Annotated in this window: 23 protein-coding genes; 16 read left to right on the top strand and 7 right to left on the bottom strand. The window is 41.6% G+C overall.

Annotated features, from left to right (window positions below; all coding sequences use genetic code 11):
- Positions 1 to 42: 42 nt before the first annotated feature.
- Genes napA through napF form a run of 3 tightly spaced genes read right to left on the bottom strand, consistent with a single transcriptional unit; the run spans position 43 to position 3331 of the window.
- Entirely contained in the window at positions 43 to 2532 is a 2490-nt protein-coding gene (gene napA / locus ACQEXU_RS03020) for a periplasmic nitrate reductase subunit alpha (protein WP_427009625.1), read from the bottom strand.
- Positions 2529 to 2834: a chaperone NapD gene (locus tag ACQEXU_RS03015; protein WP_427009624.1), complete on the bottom strand. Its 306-nt coding sequence runs from the start codon at positions 2832 to 2834 to the stop codon at positions 2529 to 2531. The genes napA and ACQEXU_RS03015 overlap by 4 nt, the downstream gene beginning before the upstream one ends.
- Before the next feature lie 11 nt (positions 2835 to 2845).
- Positions 2846 to 3331 carry a ferredoxin-type protein NapF gene (gene napF, locus ACQEXU_RS03010; RefSeq protein WP_427009623.1) on the bottom strand — a complete coding sequence of 162 codons (486 nt, stop codon included), beginning with the start codon at positions 3329 to 3331 and terminating at the stop codon, positions 2846 to 2848.
- Positions 3332 to 3576: 245 nt separating this feature from the next.
- Here napF and narQ point away from each other — a divergent pair, with 245 nt between their 5' ends.
- From narQ to phaC, 6 genes are all read left to right on the top strand, one after another.
- On the top strand, positions 3577 to 5277 hold the full coding sequence (narQ, locus tag ACQEXU_RS03005) for a nitrate/nitrite two-component system sensor histidine kinase NarQ (protein WP_427009622.1): 1701 nt from the start codon (positions 3577 to 3579) through the stop codon (positions 5275 to 5277).
- A gap of 11 nt (positions 5278 to 5288) precedes the next feature.
- On the top strand, positions 5289 to 5921 hold the full coding sequence (locus tag ACQEXU_RS03000; RefSeq protein ID WP_427009621.1) for a response regulator: 633 nt from the start codon (positions 5289 to 5291) through the stop codon (positions 5919 to 5921).
- 755 nt (positions 5922 to 6676) lie between these two features.
- Positions 6677 to 7417, top strand: coding sequence for an SDR family oxidoreductase (locus ACQEXU_RS02995; RefSeq protein WP_427009620.1), 741 nt, complete (start codon positions 6677 to 6679; stop codon positions 7415 to 7417).
- A 14-nt stretch (positions 7418 to 7431) separates the two neighbouring features.
- On the top strand, positions 7432 to 8640 hold the full coding sequence (locus ACQEXU_RS02990) for an acetyl-CoA C-acetyltransferase (RefSeq protein ID WP_427009619.1): 1209 nt from the start codon (positions 7432 to 7434) through the stop codon (positions 8638 to 8640).
- A gap of 34 nt (positions 8641 to 8674) precedes the next feature.
- Positions 8675 to 9022: a phasin family protein gene (locus tag ACQEXU_RS02985; protein ID WP_367989768.1), complete on the top strand. Its 348-nt coding sequence runs from the start codon at positions 8675 to 8677 to the stop codon at positions 9020 to 9022.
- Positions 9023 to 9080: 58 nt separating this feature from the next.
- Positions 9081 to 10880, top strand: a complete 1800-nt coding sequence (phaC, locus tag ACQEXU_RS02980) for a class I poly(R)-hydroxyalkanoic acid synthase (protein ID WP_427009618.1) — start codon at positions 9081 to 9083, stop codon at positions 10878 to 10880.
- A gap of 115 nt (positions 10881 to 10995) precedes the next feature.
- On the opposite strand, the gene ACQEXU_RS02975 is transcribed toward phaC, so the two are convergent.
- On the bottom strand, positions 10996 to 11784 hold the full coding sequence (locus tag ACQEXU_RS02975; protein ID WP_427009617.1) for a M48 family metallopeptidase: 789 nt from the start codon (positions 11782 to 11784) through the stop codon (positions 10996 to 10998).
- A 74-nt stretch (positions 11785 to 11858) separates the two neighbouring features.
- Between ACQEXU_RS02975 and ACQEXU_RS02970 the strand changes: the two genes are divergently transcribed.
- The 6 genes from ACQEXU_RS02970 (at position 11859) to ACQEXU_RS02945 (ending at position 18026) form a co-directional block, all read left to right on the top strand.
- Positions 11859 to 12302: a hotdog fold thioesterase gene (locus ACQEXU_RS02970; protein ID WP_367989773.1), complete on the top strand. Its 444-nt coding sequence runs from the start codon at positions 11859 to 11861 to the stop codon at positions 12300 to 12302.
- A 12-nt stretch (positions 12303 to 12314) separates the two neighbouring features.
- Positions 12315 to 12551 carry a DUF3389 domain-containing protein gene (locus ACQEXU_RS02965; RefSeq protein ID WP_427009616.1) on the top strand — a complete coding sequence of 79 codons (237 nt, stop codon included), beginning with the start codon at positions 12315 to 12317 and terminating at the stop codon, positions 12549 to 12551.
- 69 nt (positions 12552 to 12620) lie between these two features.
- Entirely contained in the window at positions 12621 to 14327 is a 1707-nt protein-coding gene (locus ACQEXU_RS02960) for an SgrR family transcriptional regulator (protein WP_427009615.1), read from the top strand.
- Complete coding sequence (locus tag ACQEXU_RS02955; protein ID WP_427009614.1) at positions 14320 to 14571, top strand: hypothetical protein; 252 nt, start codon at positions 14320 to 14322, stop codon at positions 14569 to 14571. Before ACQEXU_RS02960 ends, ACQEXU_RS02955 begins: the two co-directional genes overlap by 8 nt.
- Before the next feature lie 500 nt (positions 14572 to 15071).
- Positions 15072 to 17030, top strand: a complete 1959-nt coding sequence (locus ACQEXU_RS02950; protein ID WP_427009613.1) for a methyl-accepting chemotaxis protein — start codon at positions 15072 to 15074, stop codon at positions 17028 to 17030.
- Between the two features lie 108 nt (positions 17031 to 17138).
- On the top strand, positions 17139 to 18026 hold the full coding sequence (locus ACQEXU_RS02945) for a LysR family transcriptional regulator (RefSeq protein WP_427009612.1): 888 nt from the start codon (positions 17139 to 17141) through the stop codon (positions 18024 to 18026).
- A 45-nt stretch (positions 18027 to 18071) separates the two neighbouring features.
- Here ACQEXU_RS02945 and ACQEXU_RS02940 read toward each other — a convergent pair whose 3' ends face one another.
- Positions 18072 to 20756 (bottom strand): GNAT family N-acetyltransferase, encoded by a 2685-nt coding sequence (locus ACQEXU_RS02940; RefSeq protein ID WP_427009611.1) that lies wholly within the window; start codon positions 20754 to 20756, stop codon positions 18072 to 18074.
- Between the two features lie 217 nt (positions 20757 to 20973).
- On the opposite strand from ACQEXU_RS02940, the gene ACQEXU_RS02935 reads away from it, so the two are divergent.
- Both ACQEXU_RS02935 and ACQEXU_RS02930 read left to right on the top strand, forming a co-directional pair.
- Entirely contained in the window at positions 20974 to 21549 is a 576-nt protein-coding gene (locus ACQEXU_RS02935; RefSeq protein ID WP_367989781.1) for an SPOR domain-containing protein, read from the top strand.
- Positions 21550 to 21705: 156 nt separating this feature from the next.
- Complete coding sequence (locus ACQEXU_RS02930; protein WP_427009610.1) at positions 21706 to 22698, top strand: D-alanine--D-alanine ligase; 993 nt, start codon at positions 21706 to 21708, stop codon at positions 22696 to 22698.
- Here the strand turns inward: ACQEXU_RS02930 and ACQEXU_RS02925 are convergent.
- Entirely contained in the window at positions 22695 to 23651 is a 957-nt protein-coding gene (locus ACQEXU_RS02925) for a tyrosine-type recombinase/integrase (protein WP_427009609.1), read from the bottom strand. The genes ACQEXU_RS02930 and ACQEXU_RS02925 overlap by 4 nt on opposite strands.
- 101 nt (positions 23652 to 23752) lie before the next feature.
- Here ACQEXU_RS02925 and ACQEXU_RS02920 point away from each other — a divergent pair, with 101 nt between their 5' ends.
- Entirely contained in the window at positions 23753 to 24130 is a 378-nt protein-coding gene (locus tag ACQEXU_RS02920) for a DUF3319 domain-containing protein (RefSeq protein ID WP_367990727.1), read from the top strand.
- A 5-nt stretch (positions 24131 to 24135) separates the two neighbouring features.
- Positions 24136 to 24447: a stress response translation initiation inhibitor YciH gene (gene yciH, locus ACQEXU_RS02915; RefSeq protein WP_367989785.1), complete on the top strand. Its 312-nt coding sequence runs from the start codon at positions 24136 to 24138 to the stop codon at positions 24445 to 24447.
- 101 nt (positions 24448 to 24548) lie between these two features.
- Here yciH and tkt read toward each other — a convergent pair whose 3' ends face one another.
- Positions 24549 to 26540 (bottom strand): transketolase, encoded by a 1992-nt coding sequence (gene tkt, locus ACQEXU_RS02910; RefSeq protein ID WP_427009608.1) that lies wholly within the window; start codon positions 26538 to 26540, stop codon positions 24549 to 24551.
- Positions 26541 to 26581: the final 41 nt, after the last annotated feature.

Here is a 26581-nt window from a genome sequence, read left to right as displayed (position 1 = left end):
TTGGGCTGCCAAACAAGTTGGCAGCCATGCATTCATTGCTAGTTATGCGATCTTAGTGATTTTTACAGGACACTTTTTAAAGTCAGTTTGTTTAGAAAGTGGGTCTGTAGCATCAAGAATTAACTTGTTAATCAAAATGCGTGCATCAAAGAATGGTACAAAGACCAAACCTTCAGGTGGACGGTTACGACCGCGAGTTTCGACGCGAACGCGAACTTCGCCACGTTTGTTAGAGATAAGAACTTCGTCACCACGACGAACACCTTTCGCTTTCGCATCTGCTGGGTGCATATAACAAACTGCGTCCGGAACCGCTTTATACAGCTCTGGAACACGACGTGTCATAGTGCCGGTGTGCCAATGCTCTAGTACACGTCCAGTACATAGCCACATATCAAATTCAGCATCTGGAGATTCAGGTGGTGCTTCGTATGGTGCGGAGATTATGAATGCTTTGCCATCTGGTTTGCCGTAGAAGTCCCATCCAGAGCCTTTTTTAGCATATGGATCTGAACCTTCTTTATAGCGCCAAAGTGTTTCTTTGCCATCAACAACTGGCCAACGAAGTCCGCGTGTTTGGTGGTAAACGTCATATGGAGCAAGGTCGTGAGCTTTGCCGCGGCCAAATATTGCATATTCTTCAAACAGACCTTTCTGAACGTAGTATCCAAAGTGGTGAGCGTCATCATTGAGTTCTTTTGCTTCTTCGACAGAGAACCTATCAACGACGCCATTTTTGAATAGCATGTCATACATTGTCTTACCACGGTATTGTGGTGCTTTTGCTAGTTGCTCTTCCGTCCAGACTTCTTCCATTTTGAAGCGCTTAGAAAACTCCATGACTTGCCATAGATCTGACTTAGACTCGCCAATGGTTTCTACTTGTTGATACCAAGCTTGAGTACGACGTTCAGCGTTACCATATGCGCCTTCTTTTTCTACCCACATTGCTGTTGGCAAGATTAGGTCGGCAGCTTGTGCAGTAGCAGTAGGGTATGGGTCTGAACAAACGATAAAGTTTTCAGGGTTGCGGTAACCCGGTAGACGTTCGCCATTAATGTTTGGGCCAGCCTGCATGTTGTTATTACACATAACCCAATAAGCATTTAGCTTTCCATCACGCAACATGCGATCTTGAAGTACGGCGTGGTATCCAGGTTTTGGAGGAATGACACCATCAGGAATATTCCAGATCTTCTCAGCGACCTTACGGTGTTTCGGATTCGCTACCACCATATCAGCAGGAAGACGGTGAGCAAACGTACCCACTTCACGTGCTGTACCACAAGCAGAAGGTTGACCAGTCAATGAGAATGGGCTGTTACCCGGTGTTGCAATTTTACCAGTAAGCAGGTGAAGGTTATAAATTAGGCTGTTTACCCAAACACCACGTGTATGCTGGTTTGTACCCATAGTCCAAAGTGACATAACTTTGGTATTTGGATCTGCATACTGCTTAGCTAGTTCGACCAATTGCTCTTCAGAGACTCCAGACATCTCGGCTGACTTCTCAAGTGTGTATGGCGCAACAGACTTCTTATACTCTTCGAATGAGATAGAAGTTAACTTACCAGAGTTTGGATTCGCTGCGGCTTTTTGCAGCGGGTCATCATCTCGAAGACCGTAACCAATGTCAGTCGCAGTTTGTTTAAAGTTGGTGTGTTTATTAACAAAATCCCAGTTCACAGCATCATTTTGGATGATGTAGTTTGCAATGTAGTTTGCAATCACAAGGTCTGTTTGAGGTTTGAAAATGTAGCCTTTATCAGCAAGTTCAAATGAACGATGGAAATATGTAGAAAGTACATTTACCTTAACGTGCGGATGGCTTAGGCGTCGGTCAGTAATGCGAGTCCAAAGTACAGGGTGCATTTCAGCCATGTTTGAACCCCAAAGCACAAACGAGTCAGCTGCTTCGAAGTCATCGTAACATCCCATTGGCTCATCAATACCAAATGTGCGCATGAAAGCGCCTACAGCGGAAGCCATACAGTGACGAGCATTAGGGTCGATATTGTTAGAACGGAAGCCCGCTTTCATCATTTTTGCTGCAGCGTAGCCTTCCATAACGGTCCATTGACCTGATCCAAACATGCCAACGCCAGATGGGCCTTGTTTCTTAAGCGCTTCTTTCCACTTTTCTGCCATCGTATCAAACGCTATATCCCAAGACACTGGTGTGAAGTCACCATCTTTGTGGAACTTGCCGTCCTTCATGCGAAGTAGTGGTTGAGTGAGTCGGTCCTGACCATACATGATCTTTGACAGGAAATAACCTTTGATACAGTTAAGTCCCTTGTTTACTGGTGCTTCTGGGTCACCTTGTGTCGCAACGACTTTACCGTTTTGAGTACCTACCAATACAGAACAGCCAGTACCGCAAAAACGACAAGGTGCTTTGTCCCATTTAATCGCTGTTTGGTCTGAGCTGGCAATCAGGTTGGTTGCTGAAGCTGGGAGTGTGACTCCTGCTACGGCTGCCGCTGATGCTGCTGCGTTTGCTTTCACAAACGCGCGTCTTGTCATTTTCATACTTCACCCTCAGTTTGGGAATGTTGAGTTCCAGTGTCTTCGTCCGTGTCATCGAGCGTCGATTCGATTTGGTGGTAAACCAAAACAGTGCTCAATACATTCGGTAAATTATTAATTGCATCAATGGTATCGGTGATAAAGCCTTGATTTTCTGTTTCAAGTACCACCACGATCTTTCCTTCTGGGCTTTCACCAAACACTTCAGCGTTATCGAAACGTTCGATTTCCGCTTTGATGGTTTCAAGCTGCTCAGGCGGAACATGTACCACTAAGCTTGAAATATGCACTTCATTTAGTGACATCAATTCTCTCGTTATTGTTTTACGTTGCTCACATTGATGGATGAAGTAGGGCACACCGATACACATGCGCCGCAACCTGAACATTCATCAAGACTTAAAATTGGTTGTGCTACTTTACCAAGTTGTGGTTTGAACCGAATTGCCATGGTCTCGCACATATCACCACAACTTCTGCATTCCACATTTTGCTTAGCTAAGCAATTTGAGGTTATTTCAGCTTTCGCTTCCCATGGTTGCTCAGTTTTGCTTAGAAATAACGGTTCCGGACATGCCTCTGCGCACTTGTAGCAAAAGGTGCACTCGTCAACGGAAAAATCGACAGTTGGAAAACCGCCATCACCTTGTTTGATGATTTTCGTTTCACAACTATCCACGCATTTTTCGCATCGGGTACACTGCTCTGTGAACAGGGCGCCATTTGCCAGCCAAGGAAGACGAACAGAGTTGTCCTCTTTAACATTTCTGGAAAACAAGCGTCGTTTTAAGAGATCTACCACTGCGATATCCACAAAATAGGTATATGTATAAGCTTAGCTCACAATCCCTATTAATAAACTGTCATTTATCAATACAGAAATTGTAGTTTTTGACATATTCGTATAAATACCTCTTAGGGGGTAATTGGTTTAGGTTCTTGTTTTAGATCAATTAATTCCGTCAAGATTGATCACATATTGATAGCATTCTCAACGAATGCTCATTCATGATTCGTAATATTAGAGAATAAAAGCTAGGAGAGAGGGTGTTTAAGAGAGCAAAAAAATCAGTTGTAAGTACGATAGCTACGGCTATGGTGCTTATTTTGCTTTTGTCTGTCGCAACCACGAGCTTTGCGATTATTACATTAGCTTCCAGCCTTAACGATGCCGAAGCAGTAAACGTATCTGGTTCCATGCGAATGCAGAGCTACCGTCTTGCTCACGACATTCAGAGCCAGTCAGTGGACTACTCCGATCACATTTATATGTTTGAGCGCTCCATATACTCTCCTTCTATGAAGGCACTTCAAAATTGGACTGTGCCAGATGACATCACACATGATTACTACCGTTTGATCATTCGGTGGCATGAATTAAAGACGGTTTTAGAAAGTCATGATAGAGAGCGTTACCTTGTCTTGGTTGCTGGTTTTGTCGATCAAATTGATGCTTTCGTTTTCAAACTTCAAAACTTTTCAGAACAAAAATTGATAAAGCTTGCGTGGGTAGGTGGACTTGGTCTCGGTGGTATTTTACTTGTAAGTATTTTTGTTGTGCATTTTGTTCGTAGAGAGGTCGTTAGCCCATTGAGTGCGCTCGTTTTGGCGAGTGAACAAATGCAATCACGGTCATTTGACGTCGAATTGAATGTGATTAGTGATAATGAGTTAGGTATCCTCACTCGTGGTTTTAATAATATGGCCCGAGAGCTTGGCAAGCTTTATAGAGGGCTGGAGCAAGCAGTAAACGAAAAAACTCATAAGCTACAAAATGCGAACCAATCTTTACAAGTCTTGTACCACTCCTCTCAAGAGCTTACGGCTTCACGCATCAGTCCCGATAACTTTCAATCAATCTTAAAACATATTGTAAGTATTGAAGGTATAGTCTCTGCACGTCTTGAAATGAAAGAAGTTGGAGAGAAAAGTCTGATTTTTGAACAGGGCGATATCGACGAAGAGCGTTTGAGCAGTTTACCCCTTGAACTTGATGGTAATAACTTAGGAAATTTGTACTGGCAAGCAGGCCTACCATGTCCAGACCAAGCTCTTATCGATAATTTTGCACAAATTTTATCCAGAGCAGTGTATTACAATCATACCCAAAGGCAGTCAGAGCAACTTCTATTAATGGAAGAGCGAGCGACAATTGCGAGAGAGTTACATGACTCTTTGGCTCAATCTTTATCTTATTTGAAAATACAAGTTTCTCTTCTTAAGCGTACTATCAAAAAGCTGCCTAATGACTGTCCGATGGATAAAACTAATACTGTAATTAGTGAATTGGATACGGGATTATCAGCCGCTTATACGCAGCTAAGAGAGTTATTGACAACATTTAGGTTAACGATCAAAGAAGGCAGTTTTGGCCAAGCTCTTCACGAAATGGTAAATCAGCTGGCAACTCAAACAGATGCAGAAATTTCATTATCCAATGAGCTGTCTTCTATCGAGCTTGATGCTCACCATCAAGTGCATTTATTACAGCTGATCAGAGAAGCGACGATTAATGCAATTAAGCACTCTGAAGCGACCAATATCGCAATTAATTGTTTCGAAGATACACAAGAAATCCACGTTTCAATCGAGGATAATGGTGTTGGTTTTGAGCAACACGAAGACAAACTGAACCATTATGGCATGAGTATTATGCAAGAGAGAGCCGCTAGGCTAAATGCCACCCTAAAATTAACATCGAAACCGAGTAAAGGCTGTAAAGTTGAACTCACTTTTCAAACCAGTTAAGGAACCGCATTTTGACCATATGTAAAGTTATGTTAGTAGATGATCATCCGTTAATGCGTAGAGGAATCAATCAGCTTCTTACCTTTGAGGATGAGTTTGAAGTTGTCGCAGAGGCGAGCAATGGGACGGATGCTGTTGCGCTAGCCCATGATACCGAGGTTGATCTGATTTTATTGGACTTGAATATGAAAGGTATGTCCGGCCTTGATACTCTAAAAGCATTAAGAGCAGATGATTGTGAGGCGAGAATCGTAATTCTAACTGTTTCTGACAGTCGATCTGATATTGATGCACTTGTTAAAGCTGGTGCTGATGGCTACATGTTGAAAGACACGGAACCCGATGAGCTTATCGAACTGCTAAAAGAAAGTGCTTCGGGAGACAAAATATACAGTTCTGTAGTCGCTGACTACCTAGAGCAGCGAGGGAATGAAGTCGATATTTTTGAACAATTAACTGAGCGAGAAACGCAGATTTTACAAGAAGTTGCTAAAGGTTACCGCAATAAACAAATAGCAGATAAGCTTTTTATCTCTGAATCTACCGTAAAGGTACACATGAAAAGTTTGCTTAAGAAGCTAAAAGTACCGTCCAGAACGGCTGCTACAGTGTTGTACTTAGAGCGCTATGGAGAAGCAAAATAACAAAAAATAGATGCGTACTAGTTTGTTCCATCATCTAAACTGGTGGTTCTAACTAGAACGTGTTCATCTGTATATCGAGTAAGTGCATCAGCGAGCCTATTTAACTATTTCCAGCAAACAAATAGAAGAATTGAGAGCCAACTTAGAACATTCAAATAAAAGAAAATTACATTTTTGGCTAAATATTAGAAAGGCACTTATTATATAATTTGTTGTATTTTATAAATATGCCAAATTTACTATATTAGACTAAAGTATTAATAATGACTTTATCTTTAAGGCATGAATTATAAGCGATTTTTTAAAATCAAAGTTTTTGTCGTGTCTAATCTAGTTATTAAGTAGATATTCAATATCAAACATATTAATTCTATTTTCTTTATTATCAAATAATAACAATTCTTATTTATCTATGAAATTTGTGTAAAAAGCACAAGTTCTATCAAAAAGCCTTTCTAATTATATACTTAACGTCTACTGATAAATCCCCAAAGTAAAATAAATCCATTCTAAAACATATAGATAGAATCAATTAACATGTAAGTAACATTTCATACCTTATGAGATACGGCTCAACTTTATGCGTTTAAATTAAATTTTTATTTGAAATGTAATATTTAGAGATTAGCTTTAATTATTAGAAAGGCACTCATAAGAATTAATGAGATAAAAGCCAATAATTTTAGTTTTTCGGTATTTCAAAAAATGCCAGTTAGTAATTTTATTTATTTGCTGTTAAGAAATGGAGTCTCTTAATGAATAAGGTCGCTTTGATCACTGGATCAAAAGGCGGAATTGGTTCCGCTATTTCCTCTCAACTTGTTAATGATGGTTATCGTGTCATTGCCACATATTTTACGGGTAAGCATGAGTGTGCCCAAAAGTGGTTCAACGAAAAAGGGTTTAATACAGAACAAGTGCGTTTGTTTGAGTTAGATGTAACCAACACAGATGAATGTGCTGAACGGCTTAGTAAACTTTTAGAGGAAGAAGGAACCATCGATGTTATCGTGAATAATGCAGGCATTACTCGTGATGGCATGTTTAAAAAAATGTCACCTCAGGCTTGGAAAGACGTTATCGAAACGAACTTAAACAGCCTGTTCAATGTTACTCAGCCACTTTTTTCGGCAATGTGTGAAAAAGGTGGTGGAAGAGTTGTCAATATATCATCAGTAAACGGGATTAAAGGGCAGTTTGGACAAACCAATTACTCAGCAGCTAAAGCTGGAATGATTGGCTTTTCAAAAGCGCTTGCTTCAGAAGGTGCCCGTAGCGGTGTTACCGTTAATGTAATCGCACCAGGCTACACTGCTACGCCAATGGTTGAAGAGATGAAGCCAGAAGTTCTTGAAAGTATTAAAGCCCAAATCCCCCTTGGTCGCCTTGCGTTACCTGAAGAAATTGCGAAAGCAGTAAGCTTTTTAGTAAGTGAATCGGGCTCTTACATTACTGGTGAAACGCTGTCGGTTAACGGCGGCTTATACATGCACTAACAAGGATGTTGGACATGGAAAAAGTATTTATTGTTGCAGCGCAGCGTAGCCCTGTGGGTGCATTTGGTGGGAGCTTAAAAGATATTCCAGCAGGGAAACTTGCTGCTGAAGTTATTAAGTCGACCTTGTCTAAGGCAAACCTGAAACCTCAATTTATAGATGAAGTCATTGTTGGCAATGTTGTCTCTGCTGGTCAGGGAATGAATATTGGTCGCCAAGCAGCTTTACTTGCAGGCATTCCTGAGTCCGTTCCGGCTTACACTTTAAATATGGTCTGTGGCAGTGGAATGAAAACCGTTATGGATGCTGCTTCACACATAAAAGCAGGCGACGCACAAGTAGTCGTTGCAGCTGGTGTAGAAGTCATGTCTCAAATACCTTTTATCGTGCCTTCGAATATTCGTGATGGGCAGAAAATGGGCAACATGACGCTAACTGATCTATTGATCAATGATGGTTTAACAGATGTTTTCAATCAGTATCACATGGGCGTTACTGCTGAAAACGTCGCCAAAAAAGTTGGTATTAGTCGCGAGCAACAAGATGAATACGCGCTTTCTAGCCAACAAAAAGCTGTCGCAGCAATTCAAGCTGGAAAGTTTGTTGATGAAATTGTGTCGGTAGAGGTTAAGCAACGCCGTAAAACTTTCTTATTCGATACTGACGAATACCCGAAAGCAGATGCCACTATTGAAGGTCTACAAAAACTAAGACCAGCTTTCGACCGTGAAGGAAGCGTAACAGCAGGTAATGCATCAGGCATTAATGACGGCGCAAGTGTTGTTATCGTAGCAAGCGAAGCTGCTGTGAATAGCTACGGCCTAACTCCTATTGCAGAAATTACTAGTTATGCACAAACAGGACTTGAGCCCGAAGTTATGGGGCTTGGACCAGTTGAAGCTGTTGGTAAAGCGCTGGAGAAAGCAAACTTAGCGATAGAAGACGTTGATACCTTCGAGTTAAACGAAGCATTTGCAGCACAGGCGTTAGGGGTAGTTCATTCATTAGCGAAAGAACACAAAATATCAGCATCCTCGATATTAGCAAAAGCAAATGTAAATGGTGGAGCTATTGCACTTGGGCATCCCTTAGGTGCATCTGGAAACCGTATTCTCGTTAGTCTAATACATGAACTCATTCACTCTAAAGGTCGTTATGGCGTGGCATCACTTTGTGTTGGTGGTGGTATGGGCACAGCGGTTGTTATTAAGTCACTAAATTAATCAAATTTAAAAATCCCAACTAGGAGAACTTGTTATGTACACGGACTTTTTTAAAACATTCACGGATCAAACTGAAAAGAACATGGAACCTTACGTAAAGTTTAATAAGCTTGTTACTAAAAACGTAGAAGTTCTAACGGAACTTCAGCTGAATGCAATTCGTACTTATAGTGAAATGGGGCTTACTCAAATGAAAGCTGCTGGTGATATCAAAGATATTACTTCACTAACTGCTTTTAACAGTCAACAGCTCAATGTTCTAACAAAGCTTTCTCAGCAAATGATGGATGACAGCAATAAACTGCAATCAATTGCGAAAGAGTTCAAAGAAGATGTCGAACAATTAACTTCGGAAAACCTTAAGACAGTGACTCCTGCGTAACACTGACTATTATGCCGCCTTATAAGGCGGCTTTTTTTCCGAATAAAGGAGTAGCAAAATGTTTCAACACTTCTTTTCGGATTACCTTGTTAAGCTCCAAGAAACCAATCAACAATGGTGGGAAGACTTTGAACTCGGCAGGGCATCCGTAAATTCCCCTTTAAATAAGGCCATGCAAGAAGTGAACTTGGAAGACACGGCCAAACTATTTGAAAAAGCAGCAAATCAGCCGTCTTCGTTGTTAAAGATTCAGACAGAATGGTGGCAACAACAGCTACAAATTTGGCAAAACGTTGCTCTTACTAACAGTAAAGACAGTGTAGTCAGTGCTGAAAAGGGCGATAAACGTTTTTCTGATGAAGCTTGGCAGTCTGAAGCTTTCTATAACTTCATTAAGCAGTCTTATTTACTATTTAGTAAAACTTATCTCGATACAATTGATAGTATTGAAGGACTAGACGAGAAAACAAAGGAACGAATTACTTTTTTCTCTCGTCAAGCCATCAACGCACTTTCACCTAGCAATTTTATTGCAACTAATCCTGAACTAATGAAGCTAACCATCGAGAAAAATGGTGAAAACTTGTTAGCTGGACTAGAGCAACTAAAAAAAGATGCAGAAGAAAGTGCAGATATTCTGAAAATTCGTATGACGAATAATAACGCGTTTCGAGTTGGTTTAGATATCGCTAATACGAAAGGTGACGTTGTATTCGAGAACGAATTATTTGAACTTATCCAATACCATCCAACGAAGAAAAAAGTAAACGCAGTACCACTTTTAATCGTTCCGCCATTTATTAACAAATACTATATCCTTGATTTACGACAGAAAAACTCCATGGTGAGATGGCTACTCGATCAAGGGCACTCAGTATTCATGATGTCTTGGAGGAACCCAGGAAAAGAGCAATCTAATGTCGAGTTTGGCGACTATGTTACTGAGGGTGTAGCAAAAGCTGTAGGGGCGATAGAAAGCATAACTGGCCAAGATCAAATCAATGCTGCTGGTTATTGTATTGGTGGAACAGTGTTAGCGGCTACCGTTGCGTATTACGCAGCGAAACGCATGAAAAAGCGAATTAAGAGCGCGACATTCTTCACCACATTATTGGATTTTGAGCAACCTGGAGAAGTTGGTGCCTATATTAATGACACCATCATCAGTGCGTTAGAGTTACAAAATAATGCAAAAGGGTATATGGATGGTCGTTCTCTTAGTGTGACTTTTAGTCTACTGAGAGAAAACAGCCTTTACTGGAATTATTACGTTGATAATTACTTAAAAGGTAACAGTCCAGTCGACTTCGACCTGCTGTATTGGAATAGCGATAGTACAAATGTTTCTGCTGCTTGCCATAATTTCCTGTTACGTAGTCTGTATTTAGAAAACAAATTGATACAGGATAAAGGTGTCAAGATTGGTGGCGTATGGATTGATCTGAATAAGATAAAAATTCCAAGTTATTTTGTATCAACGAAAGAAGACCATATTGCTTTATGGCAAGGGACTTATAGAGGTGCTCTCAAGGTTGGTGGTAATAAAACCTTCGTTCTTGGCGAATCAGGACACATCGCAGGCATCGTAAATCATCCATCTAAAAACAAATATGGTTTCTGGACAAATGATAATTTGGACGACACTGCTGATGAATGGTTTAACAATGCAAAACATGTTGAAGGCTCTTGGTGGCCACATTGGCACCGATGGTTAATGAGCTTTAATCCTGATGAACAAGTAGAACCATTTACCCAAGGGAATGAAGATTTCCCAGTTCTTGGGCCAGCTCCAGGTAGCTACGTAAAACAAGTTTTACCTGTATGCACAGAAGAAGTTGAGCCTGAATCAGTTGAGTGAAGGTTAGTCAGCATTTCAGCATGACGTGTAACTAACGGAAATCTAACCATTTCTACTTAACCAAAAGCCTAGTTGTCATACAGCTAGGCTTTTTATTTGGTTGCTCTCACATAGGTTATGAGCAGTTGGGTCTTGCAGTTTGATAATTTGGCAAAGAATTGATCGTATCTGTTAAATCCTGAATTCGCGTTTGGTGTGAAGGGTGGGTTGATAACAGCTCAGGAGGTTGATGTCCACCAGAAGCTTTCGCCATGTTTTGCCATAGATTGATACTTTGTTTAGGGTCAAAGCCTGCTTTTGCCATCAAATCTAGGCCAAAAATATCAGCTTCAGACTCTTGTTCGCGCCCGTAAGGCATAAGAATGCCATATTGAACTCCTAACCCTAGCGCTGCCATAGCGGTGTTATGATAAGTTGCATACTCTGAGCTACCTAACGCGATACTTGTAATTTGTAACCCGGTATTCGCAAGCTGAGACTGAGATAGCCTTTCATTGCTATGGTCAGCAAGCACGTGTGCAATTTCATGGCCAATGACTGTAGCGAGTTGATCCTGGTTTTCTGCCACTTTAAGCAGGCCAGTATAAACACCAATTTTACCACCAGGTAATGCAAAAGCGTTGACTTGAGCACTATCAAAAACGACAACTTCCCAATTGGCTGGATTGTATTGATTTGGCAGGTGTTTAGTGACGTTATTCGCAACACATTGCACATAAGCGTTGGTTTTCGCATCTTTGCTGATAGGCTGTGACTGTTTCATTTGTTCAAAAGATTGTGCGCCAAGTTGCCCCATATCTTGGTCTGAGAATAAAAGCAGTTGATTCCGACCTGTAGGGGACGAAGTGCATGCAGAAAGAACAAATGATGCGGTTAGAACACTCAGAGTTAAGCGATTGCGCATTGAAACCTCCGTTTTTCGTGCAATTTATGTAATCATAACATTACGTTACAACAAGTTTATAGTGGAAGCGATAGATGACGATTTGGAAACGCACAATTAATCTAGACATTCTAAATGAAACGTCCAAAAATACTTTAATTGATCACCTTGGTATTGTTTATACCGAAGTTGGCGATGATTACATTTGTGCGACAATGCCTGTTTGTCACTTTACTCACCAGCCTTTAGGTATGTTGCATGGTGGCGCTTCCGTTGTATTGGCAGAAACGTTAGGTTCAGTCGCTGCAAACTTTAGTGTTGATACAGATTGCTATTGTGTTGGTTTAGATATTAACGCAAACCATGTGCGTGCAATGCGTGAAGGAACAGTTATCGGAAAAGCAACACCGATTCATCTTGGTATTTCAACTCAAGTTTGGCAAATTAATGTCACAGATGAGCGAGAGCGCTTGGTTTGTACTAGTAGGCTAACGATAGCGGTTAAACAATCAAGAAAACGAGCTGTTTCTCCTATTTAAATTGGATAAGTTATGGTTTTAGATTTTAAAAGCGGAAAAATTATCGTTAATGCTCATGAAATTGTTATAAGACTAAGTGGTGATCATATGATCACAATGCAAGCCCAATCTGAGCTTGTTCAGCTTATCGGTAAAGGGGCTAATGTCATTGCCGTCAACTCTTCTGATGCTAAGTGGTCGATAAAGCTAGACAATGAACAACAATTAGCTGTTATTGCACAAGAGCTCGGGTGTGAAATCATTACTTAAAATAACTTGCACTTAGCTCTTAAATAAGGAAACTTAGATCTAACTATGAATTTTTGAGTTTCCTCCTTTATGAGCAGCCCCCGCCTTAGAGTTCAATTCGAGACACTATTTGAACATTACAATGGAAAAGATAGTGATGTGCAGCTTGATGAAATAACAGAGCTGCTTTTTTGTACGCGCCGTAACGCACGAATCGTGTTGAACAAAATGGAAGAAGAAGGGTGGATCGAATGGCATCCAGCTCCTGGTCGAGGAAAGCTCTCTCAACTCAATTTCAAAAGAAGTCGGACTGACGTTAGTGATAATCTAGCACGTCGATATCTTGAAGAAGGGAAGATTGGACAAGCATTAAAAGTTCTTGATAATGATGTAGCGAAACTGGCCCAAGTTGTTGAGAACTTCTTAGGGGTACAGAATCAGTCCGGACATCAAGTGATACGTTTGCCATATTATCGTCCACTGTCGATGTTAAATCCTTTAAAACCTGTTCGTCGTTCAGAACAACATATTCTTAGGCAGATTTTCAGTGGATTAACCAAGCTTGATGAAAATGAGTGTGTCGATGGTGATCTTGCTCATACGTGGGAGATGATATCAACAACGCACTGGCGTTTTTATATTCGGCCTAGTGTACGTTTTCATAATGGTGATTTATTGACGATGGACATTATCGTCGAAAACATCGAGCGTCTGAAAGAGCAAAAACTATTTCAACATATCGAACGTGTCGTGTCTCCCAGCTCTTTAGTTGTCGATATTTATCTAACTCGTTCTGATCACCAACTTCCTTTATTTTTAACTGAATCAAGTGCAAAAATTCTTCCTCCTTCTTCTGAGATGGAAGAGAGCTTTGATCTGTTCCCGATTGGAACAGGGCCTTATAAGGTTGTTCAAAATGACGAGCAAAAGCTGATATTGCAAGCTTTTGATGGATATTTTGGTTTTAGACCACTAATCGATCAAGTGGAAGTTTGGGTGATCGATGAAACACACTCTTCAATTATTTTTCCAAGCTTGTCAAACCCAATCAAGCCTGAAAACTTAGCGTACAGAGACGATGTTGAGCTCGATCCCGGTTGTACATACTTGTTACTTAACCGCAAAACAGGATTGGCCACTTCTGATGAATGGGCTCGTTATTTTACCCATAAACTCAATGCGTTAGATTTGGCTAGTTATATTCCAAAACAGAAGATTGTAGATTTTGGCCTATTACCAGCCTATGGCCTAAAACCGGGTTGGTATCATCAGAAAGCCGGACGATACACGGCTTCCGTACCCGCTTATAGGACAGTAAGGGTAGCATTTCAGCGCCTTCATCCTATGTTTCCAACGATTGCAGCAATAATTGAGAAACTTCTTAAAAGCGACGGTTTAGACGTTGAGCTCATCCAATATGAGTCTGGAATCGATGACCCTAGTGATATTGATATCTGGTTAAAACCAATGGGAATTGCAAACAATCGAGAGGATGCTGTTGCTGGGTGGTTGATGAACTATAGTGACATCGAAAGGTTAAGTCAGGATGACGATTTTCAGTATTGGACCAAGGTTGTAGAAGATTGGCGAGCGACAGAAAATATGGCATTTCCTGCAAAAGAGTTGGGTAAATCACTGGTTGATAAGATGCAACTTATTCCAATGTTTCATTGTTGGCTTGGAGTTAACAAGGATCAGTGTGGCTCACTTCAAAATGCGAAATGCAATGCTCTCGGTTGGTTTGATTTCAGTAAAGTTTGGGTTAAGCCGATAATGGATGCTGATACAAATGGCTAAGCCTCGTAAAAAAGCCCCCTTGAAAACGGTTGATATCTATTGCGCTAAGTGTAGAACTCAGCTCTTTAAATATCGAAAAGCCGGGAAAGGCGCATTGGTTAAGTGCTTTATCGAAAGAATTGTTGAAAACTACACAACTAGTTCTTGTACATGCCCCGAATGTAAAGGGGAATTTGCACGTGAAACAATGATAAGAGGTACACCTGCCTACAGAATTATCGGTGGTAAAGTGACAATGAAATGAGGCTAAGCACCGCATAAAATTTTAACAACTTACGTCGTTTGATATTTTACTTTAATTGTTGAAAATGGGTAACAGCAACGCGTTTTTGATCTGAGTCCATAAAAATCGTAAAAATTCCGTTAAAAGCTATCAACTTTTTGTAATGATGTTAGAATCACAAGCGGTTATTAAATGGTCACTTTTTGGTTAGGGGTACTTTGATGGAGCTAGCACTCATCATCGCTTTTATTGTTGCAGCAGCAGTAATGGTTAAAAAAGAGATGGCAAACTCAAAATAATATTCATTTCGTTCTTTTTACAAACATTTTTGATGAATATAATTTGAAATTAGCTAACTATGCTGAGATAAAGGTCAAACTTCATGTTTGGCTTTTTTTGTTGCTCCTGTTTCTGTCCACACATCTACATAATTTATCGATATTTTCTTTCATTTATAGACTTGTTTGCTAACTTAAGTATTAGGTTGAGTAATAAAATTCTCATTAATAGGGACTTAGTTTATGAAGCTGGACAATATTTCTGTTTCGAAGAAGCTGTCGATATCTCCTGCCGTGTTGATCATTATTTTGATTGTGATAACAGTACTGAGCTCACGGTTACTCTATAGCTTATCAGATGACATGAACAAAATTTCATTCGATTTAGCACCAGATACTGAACTGGCCGCGGAGTTAACTGACAGTGTTTACGGTTTAAGATTGACCGTTAAGAACTTTATCAAAACGGGTGATTCAAAGTTTGTAGATAAATTTCAGGCGCAATCCGATCACTGGACGAAGGATATGAACGCTGCATTCGACAATATCCAAAACCCGTCACGCGTGAAATTACTCGAAACCATTAGTGCAAAAAAATCGACCTACTTGGATACGTTCATGAATGTTGTTGTGGCGAACATGAATACAAGAAATGAGTTGGTAAACGGAACGCTTAATATCAATGGTCCACAGATAGAAAAGCGTTTAACGCAGGTAATGCAATCTGCCAAAAAAGATGGCGACGTTATTGCAGCGTATCATGCTGGGAGAGCCTTGCGTTCGATGTTGCTAGCACGTTTATACGTATCGAAGTTCTTAGTTGAAAATCAGCCAGCACAAGTTGAACGATTTAATAAAGAGTTTAACGATTCAAAAGCAGAGATCTCAGAATTGCTGGCGACGCTAGAAAACCCAACCCGTAGAAAGCTTACAGAAGAATCGAGCCAACTGCTAAACCAGTATGAGCTTGCCGCTAATAGTGTCTCTCAAATGATTTATGACAGAAATGCAGGGATTAAGATTCTCGATACAATCGGTCCGGAAACCGCGCAGTTAATTGCTGATCTGCGTGCTTCAATTTCAACCTCTATGGAAGAAGCAGCTCAGCATGCAGAGGCAAATACTGAGCAAGCCTCTTCTATGCTCATGACGATTGCCGGAGCGGCGGTCATCTTTGGCATTATTTTATCGATGGTGGTAACAAAAGCGATTGTTAGTAAGCTCACGAGTACTAATGCAGTATTAAAAGATATTGCTGAAGGGGAAGGCGACCTTACGATCCGAATTCCTGTCGCTGGTAGTGATGAACTCGCGATGCTGGCTCAAAACTACAATACTTTTGCTGACAAGCTTCAAGGAACGATTGAAAAGCTTAATCAAGCATCGGAGAGCATGCTTCACTCTGCTCAAGAGCTCACATCCAAAGCGACCAATACACAAACAGAAGTGCGAGAACAACAATCTCAGGCTCATATTGCAGCTTCTGCTATGACGCAAATGTCAGCGAGTGCGCAAGAGGTTAGTGGTAGTGCGCAACAGGCGGCTGAGCTTTCTCGCTCCACATCAGATAGCACGATTCAAGGGACAAAGGTTGTTTTAGAAGCCACACAGTCAATGCAGAACTTAACCCAGCAAATCAATGAAGCAAGTGAAACGGTTGAACAAGTTCGAGCAGACAGTGAGCAAATTGGGACAGTGCTAGATGTAATTCGAAGTATCGCGGAACAAACTAACTTACTCGCATTGAATGCGGCTATTGAAGCAGCGCGAGCTGGTGAACAAGGTCGTGGTTTCGCGGTTGTTGCCGATGAAGTTCGTTCTTTAGCCTCAAGGACTCAAGAATCCACTGAAGAAATTCAAAATATTATTGTGAGTTTGCAACAGCGATCCGAATCAGCAAGTCAAGCAATGGTTAAGAGTCGAAATAATACTGAGACCACAGCTGAACAAGTACATTCAGCAGAGCAATCATTGACATCTATTGCTGGTTTTGTAGAGCAAATCAATGACTCAATTGGCCTGATTTCAACGGCAGCAAGTCAACAAGCAACAGCGGCTGACGAGGTCAGTGTGAATGTGAACAACATGTCGGATATTTCAGAGAAAACCTTGGTTCAATCTGAAGAAACGACTGCTTCTGCTGAACATTTGACAAGTATCGGTATGCAGATCCGGCAGCTATTAGGGCAATTTAAAGTTTAAATCACGCTCCATACAAAAGGTCAGACTTGGTCTGGCCTTTTTGTATTCCTAGCTACAAATCTATGTTATTACTACTGAAACAAGAGATAACAATAAAAGGATGTTGTTTTGCAAAGCCCAATTACGCTAGAGGCGCTTTATATTCTGGACTCCATCGATAGGAGAGGTAGCTTTGCAGCCGCTGCAGCTGAACTGGATAGAGCGCCGTCTTCCCTCAGTTATCAAATCCAAAAGCTTGAACAAGACTTGGATATTACAATTTTCGATCGCTCTGGACACAAAGCCGTATTGACAGATGCTGGCCAGCTGATTCTAGAGCGGGGACGGGCAATACTTGGTGCAACTGAGAAACTTGTTAATGATGCGAGTGTGTTAGCCAATGGATGGGAGTTGGATTTAACCATCGCCTTTGATGGCATCATACCTGTAGACAATTTCTTTCCTCTAGTTAATGAAATGGGCAGTGTAAGCTCCACTCGTATCCGATTACAGGAAGAAATATTAGCAGGGTGTTGGGAAGCTTTGGAGGATGGTCGAGCTGATCTTTTGGTTTGTCCTCGAATGGAATCATTGCCAATTGATGTAAAAACAGAAGTGATAGGGAAGATGTCGATGGTATGGGTCGCCTCAACAGATCACTATATCCACAATCGCAAAGGTGAATTTAATACTGAAGCCAGAGAAAAATACCGCGTAATTGCGATTGCGGACACTGCGCGAGATCAACCCGCTTTAAGCGTCAATATCCTCCAGAAGCAGCCGCGTCTAACGGTAACTAACTTTCACGCTAAATTAGAGGCTTTAATTGGCGGGCTAGGTATAGGAACGTTACCTAAGCAGATTGCTGACCCATTGATCCAAGAAGGAAAACTTCGTCTAATTGCTGGAACAGAACCTCAACATGTTGAGATTATTTTAGCGTGGAAGCGAAACAAAATTGGTGAGGCTAAATCTTGGTGTATTCAGTATCTTAAAAAACACTGGAAACTCAAGTAGTCACTATTTATAGAACCTAAGAAAGTGGCTCATTTGAGCCACTTTTTAAATTTGAAGTGGTAGCACCATATCTGCTACGCCATCTTCGAATTGGATATCGAGCTGAAACCCCATCTTTTGAGCCAAAGTAAGCATGCCTCGGTTATTAGGCATGGTCATGCCAGACATTTGCACTGTTCCTTTTGACCTGCAGTAATCAATGATTTTTTCCATTAGAACTCGCCCAAGGCCATTCCCTTTTAGATCGGAACGGATGAGTATAGCGAACTCTGCATCTGTATTTTCTGGATTTATCAATGCGCGAGCAACGCCAATAATGGCAGGGTGACCGTCTTGGTTGGAAACGGCAACAAAAGCCATTTCCCGGTCATAATCAATTTGTGTCAAATTTGCCAATGCTTCATGATTAAATTCACCGACGTCGGTGAAAAAACGCTTATATAAATCTTCCTTAGAAACGTTGTGAATAAACTCAGCGTGTAAAGGTTCGTCTTCAGGAAGAATAGGGCGAAGTAAAACAGAAGTATTGTCACGTAGAGTAATTTGTTGTTCGTGCTCTACTGGATAAGGCCGAATTGCAAGCCGCTCTTGGGCATCGCCTTGATATGTTGTTAACGTTAAGTCTGCATCTAAAATGATAAATTCTTTGCCACTTGATAATACTGGATGTATATCCAGCTCATGAACTTCAGGGCAATCAACCACCATTTGAGACACTCGGACTAGGAATTCCGACAAACCCGAAATATCCATCGGCTCTGGCAGTTTTTGTGGCCGGATCTTGCCACTTTTAATAGCACGCACAACTAAGTAACGGGCGAGAGCCATATTTAAAGGAGGTAATGCTGAGGCCGCGTCAATGCTTTCATCCCACTCAGAGCCTCCTTGTCCGAGCAAAATGACGGGCCCGAATGTTTTATCGTTTTTAACTTTAACTCTTATTTCTTCTCCGCCAGCAAGTTTGGCCATACCTTGCACTAACAAACCATGAACATTTGCAGAAGGATAGGAGAGTTGGACTCGATCTAAAATTGCTTGAGATGCACTAGCGACTTCATGGCTGTTGCGTAGGTTCAACATGACACCTTGAACATCAGACTTATGCGCGATGTCTGGTGAACGTAGCTTTACTGCGACTGGATAACCAATTTGTTCCGCGACATGTACTGCTTCACTAGAGTCTGACGCGATCCATGTGGGAAGTACGTTGAAATTGAAGTGTTTTAAAAAGTGACCAATTTGGTGTGTATCTAGCGTCACTGTGTTTTTATCCAGTAATTTGTCTTGAATCCATTTTTTTGCCGTTTCCAACTCGTTAACATGCACTGGCTCAGCGGTAGTAGGGGTTTCCATCAATTGTTTTTGATTTCGTCTGTATTCCACCAAGTGCATGAATGCAACAACAGCACTTTCGGGGGTTCGATACGTTGGAATGCCTGCTTGTGTGAAAATCAATCTTGCTGGCTTAGCTGTTAGTTCACCGGACCAATTGGTTAGAATGTTGAATCGCTTGTGCCTTGGGTGGGCCTTTATCGCGGCAACAATCTCTTTGGCTGTTTTTTCGGATTCTGCGACGGCTGAAGGACTGTGCATGATCAGTATCGCATCGGCACAATCGCTATCCATTAGTGCATTAAGTGTTTTGATATAACGAACGTGGTCAGCATCACCAACCATATCAATAGGGTTGTTACGGCTCCAACTTGGCGGAAGAATCGAATCTAAAGTGGAGCATAATGTATCATCGATCTCAGCAAGCTTTCCTCCACGCTCTAACAAGGTGTCTACCGCCATTATTGCAGGGCCTCCACCGTTGGTGATCACAGCGAGCCTTTCTCCACGTAAAGGAACTGAGTGTGTGAGTGTTTCAACAGCGGCAAACAGCTCGTGTGAGTTATTTACACGCAACATTCCGGTTCGTCGAATGGCTGAGTCGTAAATAATATCTAATGTATCGTCACCGCCAGTATGTGCTTGCGCTGCTTTCCTACCTGCAACCGTTCTGCCACCTTTTAAGACGAGAATTCTTCGATTTCGAGATGCAGCCCGCGCAGCAGACATAAAACGTCTGGCATCTTTGATCGTATCAACGTAGAGAAGTATGGCATCAGTATGACTATCTGTACTCAAGCAGTCGAGTAAGTCTGCAAAATCAATATCAAGTGCATTACCAAGTGATATGAAGGCGGAGAATCCGATATTTTTGTCATTAGCCCAATCCAAAATCGTGGTGCAAACAGCCGCTGATTGAGAAATGAATGCGATGTTTCCTTTTTGAGCAGTTACCGGAGAGAAAGAAGCATTAAAATTAAGCCAAGGAAGGATCAACCCTAAACTATTGGGACCAAGAAGACGGATACCCGCGGACTTAGCAATAGATAGGCAAGCTTGTTGTATGCTTTCTCCTTCATCATTCGCAAGGTGCATATCAGCAGATAAAACAATCGCGGATTTTACTTTTTTTTCTGCCAGCTCTTTAAATATTTCCTCATTACGCGACGCGTGAGTACATAATATGGCAATGTCTGGAATAACTGGGAGGGATTTGATATCCGGGTAAGCAAGTACACCGCAGACAGAAGGATACTTTGGCGACACAGGCATGATGGCTCCGTCAAAACCACCTTGTAATAAGTTTTTCATTACAATATGCCCAGCTCTGAAAGCTTGTGTGGATGCTCCAATTACCGCGACTGAACTAGGTTTTAAAAAATGCTTGAGGTTGCTCATTTATCTTTTCCAATGATGCAGATAGCATATAGTTTAATGAACTTCATATAATATTGCTGTGATTCACCTGTATGCTTTGCAGCCGTATTTGCATCGGGCTCTTAGTTTGTGTAATAGGTCACAGTGTAATGGTATATAATTACGTAGTTGGCTTGATTCTAAGTCACTCTAACGGCATGATTTACAGTAATTTCTACTTAAGGCATTTGAATAATTCATGAAAAAAATTGCAATTGTTGGTTTATCAGTTTTGCTATCGGCTTGTGTCTCTGACGAATACATCACTGATGTTACTACGGAAAGTTACAAGGAAGAATATACAGTTGCTACGGTTCAAGAGCCGGTCGTTTCTCAGGATGGAATGACAAACGGTATCACCGAAGATAATGTAGATATCAATGTAGTTAAACTTTCTCCAACTCACGAAAAGCAGGTTGTTAAGATCCAACCACAAGCTAAGCCTGCAGTGGCTATTACGCCACCGACCGCAAAGCAAAAAGCAATGAACCCACGTTTTGGGTTTACTATCCAAGTTGTGGCGGTTGGTACTCAGGTCAAAGTTGATCAGTTTGCTCGAAAACTTCCTCGTGACGGACAACCAATTTGGGAAAACTACAAGCTTGTTAACGGCACTAAGTGGTATACCGTTCTTTATGGCGATTATGCAACTCGAGCAGAAGCTAAGAAGGCAATCGCACAACTACCTTCGGAGTTTAGAGGCCTGAAACCTTTTGTGAAGAGTATTGATTCCATCAAGAATTCAGAGTATCCAACTCTGAATAAACTCAATTAATTTGAAAAGGGGCACTAGCCCCTTTTTTTATGTCCAACAAATCATCAGTTAAGTCTGATTTTCTTCGTTAAAGCGGGTAAAACCGTGTAACTTTCTGTTGAATTGATTATCATACCTCAACTGTTTCTATCTGTTTATCACGGAAAGATTTCTTAAATGACTAACAAGACAATTTTATTACTTTGTGGCGGAGGTTCATCCGAACATGAGGTTTCATTGGTTTCGGCAAACTTTATTCAATCTCAGCTGCAATTAACGCCTGATTTTAATGTTGTTCGCGTTGAAATGAAAAAAGATGGCTGGTTTACTGAGTCCAACGAACTGGTTTATTTAGACACAAATACAGCAACATTAAATACGAATGACTCCAGTATAAAAATTGACTTTGTTGTTCCTTGTATCCATGGTTTCCCGGGGGAAACTGGTGACATTCAATCAATGCTTGAGTTAGCCGGAATTCCTTATTTGGGTTGTGGCGCAGAAGCGAGTACCAATAGCTTCAACAAAATCACGTCAAAACTATGGTATGACGCAATTGGTATTCCGAATACACCCTACGTTTTTCTATCCCAAAACACACCAGATGCACATGAATTAACTAAAAGTGCGATGCGAAAATGGGGACATGTTTTTGTTAAAGCAGCATGCCAAGGTTCTTCAGTTGGATGTTATAAAGTAACTGACGAAAACGAGTTAGAGCAGGCTGTTAACGCTGCGTTTGGCTATTCAGACCAAGTGCTTGTGGAGAAAGCGGTAAAGCCAAGAGAGTTAGAAGTCGCGGCATATGAAATCAACGGTGAGCTCCACATCAGTAAACCTGGTGAAGTGATTGCACCTGAAGACCAATTTTATACGTACGAAGAGAAGTACAGCTCAGACAGCCATTCAGAAACTGATGTTGAAGCAAAAGGCTTAACAGAAACGCAGATCGACTTAATCCAAAATTATTCTAGAAGAGTGTTTGAACAAATGAAGTTACGACACTTATCTCGTATAGATTTCTTTCTAACAGTGGATGGTGATATTTACTTAAACGAAGTGAATACATTCCCTGGAATGACACCGATATCCATGTTCCCACAAATGTTAGAGCATAATGGCCATAAGTTTAGTGAGTTTTTAGCTAGTTGTGTTAACGAAGCTTTCTAATCCCATGCCTTAAAACGTTTGTATTTGACCATCTCAGCCTCTGATCGTGTTTTGTCACCTAAATATTGATAGGGCATCACGGGGCTGAGCCAACGGCCATGCTTTTGAATGTCGGCCACTTTCTTTCCTTGCTTAGACAATTCTCTCACCGCTCCAACTCTTAGCGACTGACCTGAAAAAGAAACATCCAAATTTAGCTTTTTGCTAGCTGAATTTAGGATTCGATAAATTGAAGAATCATTAAGCGGTTGTTTATTGATATTCCCGTGTTTGTCGATTGCAGAAAACAAAGGGGAAGTTTTAGCTATACGATGAGACAACCACTTACTAAGATGAGTACTTGCGTCCTTCGAAAGAGCATACTGTTGTTCTTTTACGTGAATGACATATCGACCGTTCGAGAGTACTGCGTTTTGTCTTTTCAAATTTTTGAGTTCTGAACGCTTGAGAGCACATTCAAACATAACAAAGTATAATGCTAAATTACGAATATCAGTGAGTTTACTCGATGTCGATAGCAACGACTGAAGCTTAACCAAATGAGACCGGTCAAAAGCCGTTGTTGGTCGCGCATCACCCGATTTCTTAACACGTAGTTGAGCGAGTGATTTTTGCACGGTTGCTGTTGCAGTTGGATCAGCTAAGTTGAATACTCGATGAACGACACTAATGGTTACATTGTAACGCCTGAGTGTCGCATATTTTCTTTGTTCACTTTGTCGCTCTATAAAAAGTCTTACCGCTGTTGCTGAAGCGGGTAGAGGCATGACCATATTGATCGAACAAAAGTTAAGAAATAAATTCCAATCTTTTGTTAATGCAAGAATAGAGTTATCAGAGTAGTGATTACCGACTAGTTGGACGAATTGTTCACGAGTGACAGGTAGGCGAAAATATGTAAGCGCTTGTTTTAGGGTCTCTTGATCTGTGACTGCGGAAACACTTTTAGTCATTTATACGCACTATAACAGAAAGTAATACTACTAATTTACTTGATTACGACCGATATACAATTATTATTAAGAAATAATTGCTTACATTGATTATTATTTTTATGGCTGTCGCAACTTATAGAGGTTTTAACCTCAAAACTGCTGGTAACACCACAGACACTTGGCAAGTCCAAATAAAAAATCACGTGCTAACAGGAAGTATGGCTGCGGTAAAGAAGAGTATCGATTGGTTTTGTGATACGGCAACGATCATAGACCCAAAAGAGTTTAGTTCTTTAGCAGCAAAGCGTGAGCAAAGTGGACAACCGGCTCAAGAATCCTTTGCTGGATTCACCCTTAAGAATGACACTGGCGAGGCGAACGCCTGGTATTGCTTCTTTAATGGTCGTCTGCTTAAAGGCGGAAAACTTGCAATTCAGAAACATATCGAGGCATACTTGCTGGCTCAGAAAAAAGCAGCCCAGCAACCTAAGAAGTAATTGTCATGACGCTCGTATATTCAACTGAAATTGGCCGTATTAAACCGGAAGAAGAAAAAGTTTCACGCCCTAAAGGTGATGGTGTTGTGAGAATTCAACGCCAAACTAAGGGACGTAAAGGCAAGGGGGTATGTATCATATCAGGTTTAGATATGGACGATGCACCACTGAAACTTTTAGCAGCTGAATTGAAAAAGGTGTGTGGCTGCGGAGGTTCTGTCAAAGATGGGACTATCGAGATCCAGGGTGACGCCAGAGATAAAATTAAAGCGTTGCTCGAGAAGAAAGGATTTACAGTTAAACTCGCTGGCGGTTAATTAACATTAATGTCGTTTTATATCGTTGTTTACTGAAAATATGCTTAATGAAATATAAAAAAGCCACTTACTTAGTAAGTGGCTTTTTGTTTTATGCATGTTTAAGCAAGAAGCTCTTTCGCTGTGTTCACTACGTTTTCAATTGTGAAACCGAACATCTTGAACAGTTCGCCTGCTGGAGCAGATTCACCGAACGTTGTCATACCGATGATCTTGCCACCAAAGCCTACGTACTTGTACCAGAAGTCAGCGATGCCAGCTTCAACAGCGATACGAGCTGTAACGTCTGATGGAAGTACAGACTCACGGTATTCTGCGTCTTGCTTATCGAATGCGTCAGTTGCTGGCATAGAAACAACGCGTACTTTCTTACCTTCAGCTGTCAGTTCAGCCGCAGCGTTAACCGCTAGCTCAACTTCAGAACCTGTTGCGATAAGGATAAGCTCTGGTTTGCCTTCACAATCTTTCAGGATGTAACCACCGCGAGCGATGTTTGCAACTTGCTCTTCGTTACGCTCTTGCTGTGCAAGGTTTTGACGAGAGAAGATTAGAGACGTTGGGCCGTCTTTACGCTCGATTGCCAGTTTCCAAGCGACTGCAGACTCAACTTGGTCACATGGACGCCATGTGCTCATGTTTGGAGTTAGACGTAGCGATGCCATTTGCTCAACTGGTTGGTGAGTTGGGCCATCTTCGCCAAGACCGATAGAATCGTGAGTGTACACTTGGATGTTCTGAACTTTCATCAGAGCAGCCATGCGCATTGCGTTACGTGCGTATTCCATGAACATTAGGAAAGTTGCACCGTATGGTACAAAACCACCGTGTAGTGCAATACCGTTCATGATAGCTGTCATACCGAATTCACGTACACCGTAATGGATGTAGTTACCAGACGCATCTTCAGCAGATACTGACTTAGAGCCAGACCACATGGTTAGGTTAGACGGTGCAAGGTCAGCAGAGCCGCCTAGGAATTCTGGTAGCATAGCACCGAACGCTTCTAGAGCATTTTGAGACGCTTTACGTGATGCGATGTTTGCTGGGTTAGCTTGAAGGTCAGCAATGATTGCGCTTGCTTTCTGTTCCCACTGTGCTGGTAGCTCACCGTTTACGCGGCGTTTGAATTCTGCTGCAAGCTCTGGATATGCTGCTTCATAAGCTGCAAGTTTCTCGTTCCACGCTGCTTCCTTAGCTGCGCCTGCTTCTTTCGCGTCCCACTGCGCGTAGACATCTTGCGGAATTTCAAAAGGACCGTACTCCCAACCTAACTCTTTACGTGTAGCTGCAATTTCTTCAGCGCCTAGTGGTGCACCGTGACAGTCGTGTGAACCAGACTTGTTAGGTGAACCAAAACCGATGATAGTTTTAGTACAGATTAGAGTAGGGCGCGGGTCAGCTTTAGCCGCAATAATTGCTGCGTTGATCGCTTCAGCGTCGTGACCGTCTACTGCTGGGATTACGTGCCAGCCGTACGCTTCAAAACGCTTAGGTGTATCGTCAGAGAACCAACCTTCAACTTCACCGTCGATAGAGATACCGTTGTCATCCCAGAAAGCGATCAGCTTACCAAGACCTAGTGTACCCGCTAGTGAACATGCTTCGTGAGAGATACCTTCCATCAGACAGCCATCACCCATGAATGCATAAGTGAAGTGGTCAACGATGTCGTGGCCTTCTTTGTTGAACTGTGCAGCAAGAGTCTTTTCAGCTAGCGCCATACCAACAGCGTTAGTGATACCTTGACCTAGAGGACCTGTTGTTGTCTCGATACCTGGTGCGTAACCGTACTCTGGGTGACCTGGAGTCTTAGAGTGTAGTTGACGGAAGTTTTTCAGATCGTCGATTGAAAGCTCGTAGCCTGCTAGGTGCAGCAGAGAGTAAATCAGCATAGAGCCGTGGCCGTTTGAAAGTACGAAACGGTCGCGGTCAGCCCACTCTGGGTTTGAAGGGTTGTGGTTTAGGTGAGAGCGCCAAAGAACTTCAGCGATGTCAGCCATACCCATTGGTGCGCCAGGGTGGCCAGAGTTTGCTTGTTGTACACCGTCCATGCTTAGAGCGCGGATAGCATTAGCTAGATTTTTACGATCCATAATAAATACCGATTAATAGATTGTTTCTTAGAAAGGATGTT

This window comes from Vibrio sp. TRT 21S02, from assembly GCF_050113675.1.
Taxonomy (GTDB): domain Bacteria; phylum Pseudomonadota; class Gammaproteobacteria; order Enterobacterales; family Vibrionaceae; genus Vibrio.
This window is presented reverse-complemented; position numbering and strand designations above follow the sequence as displayed.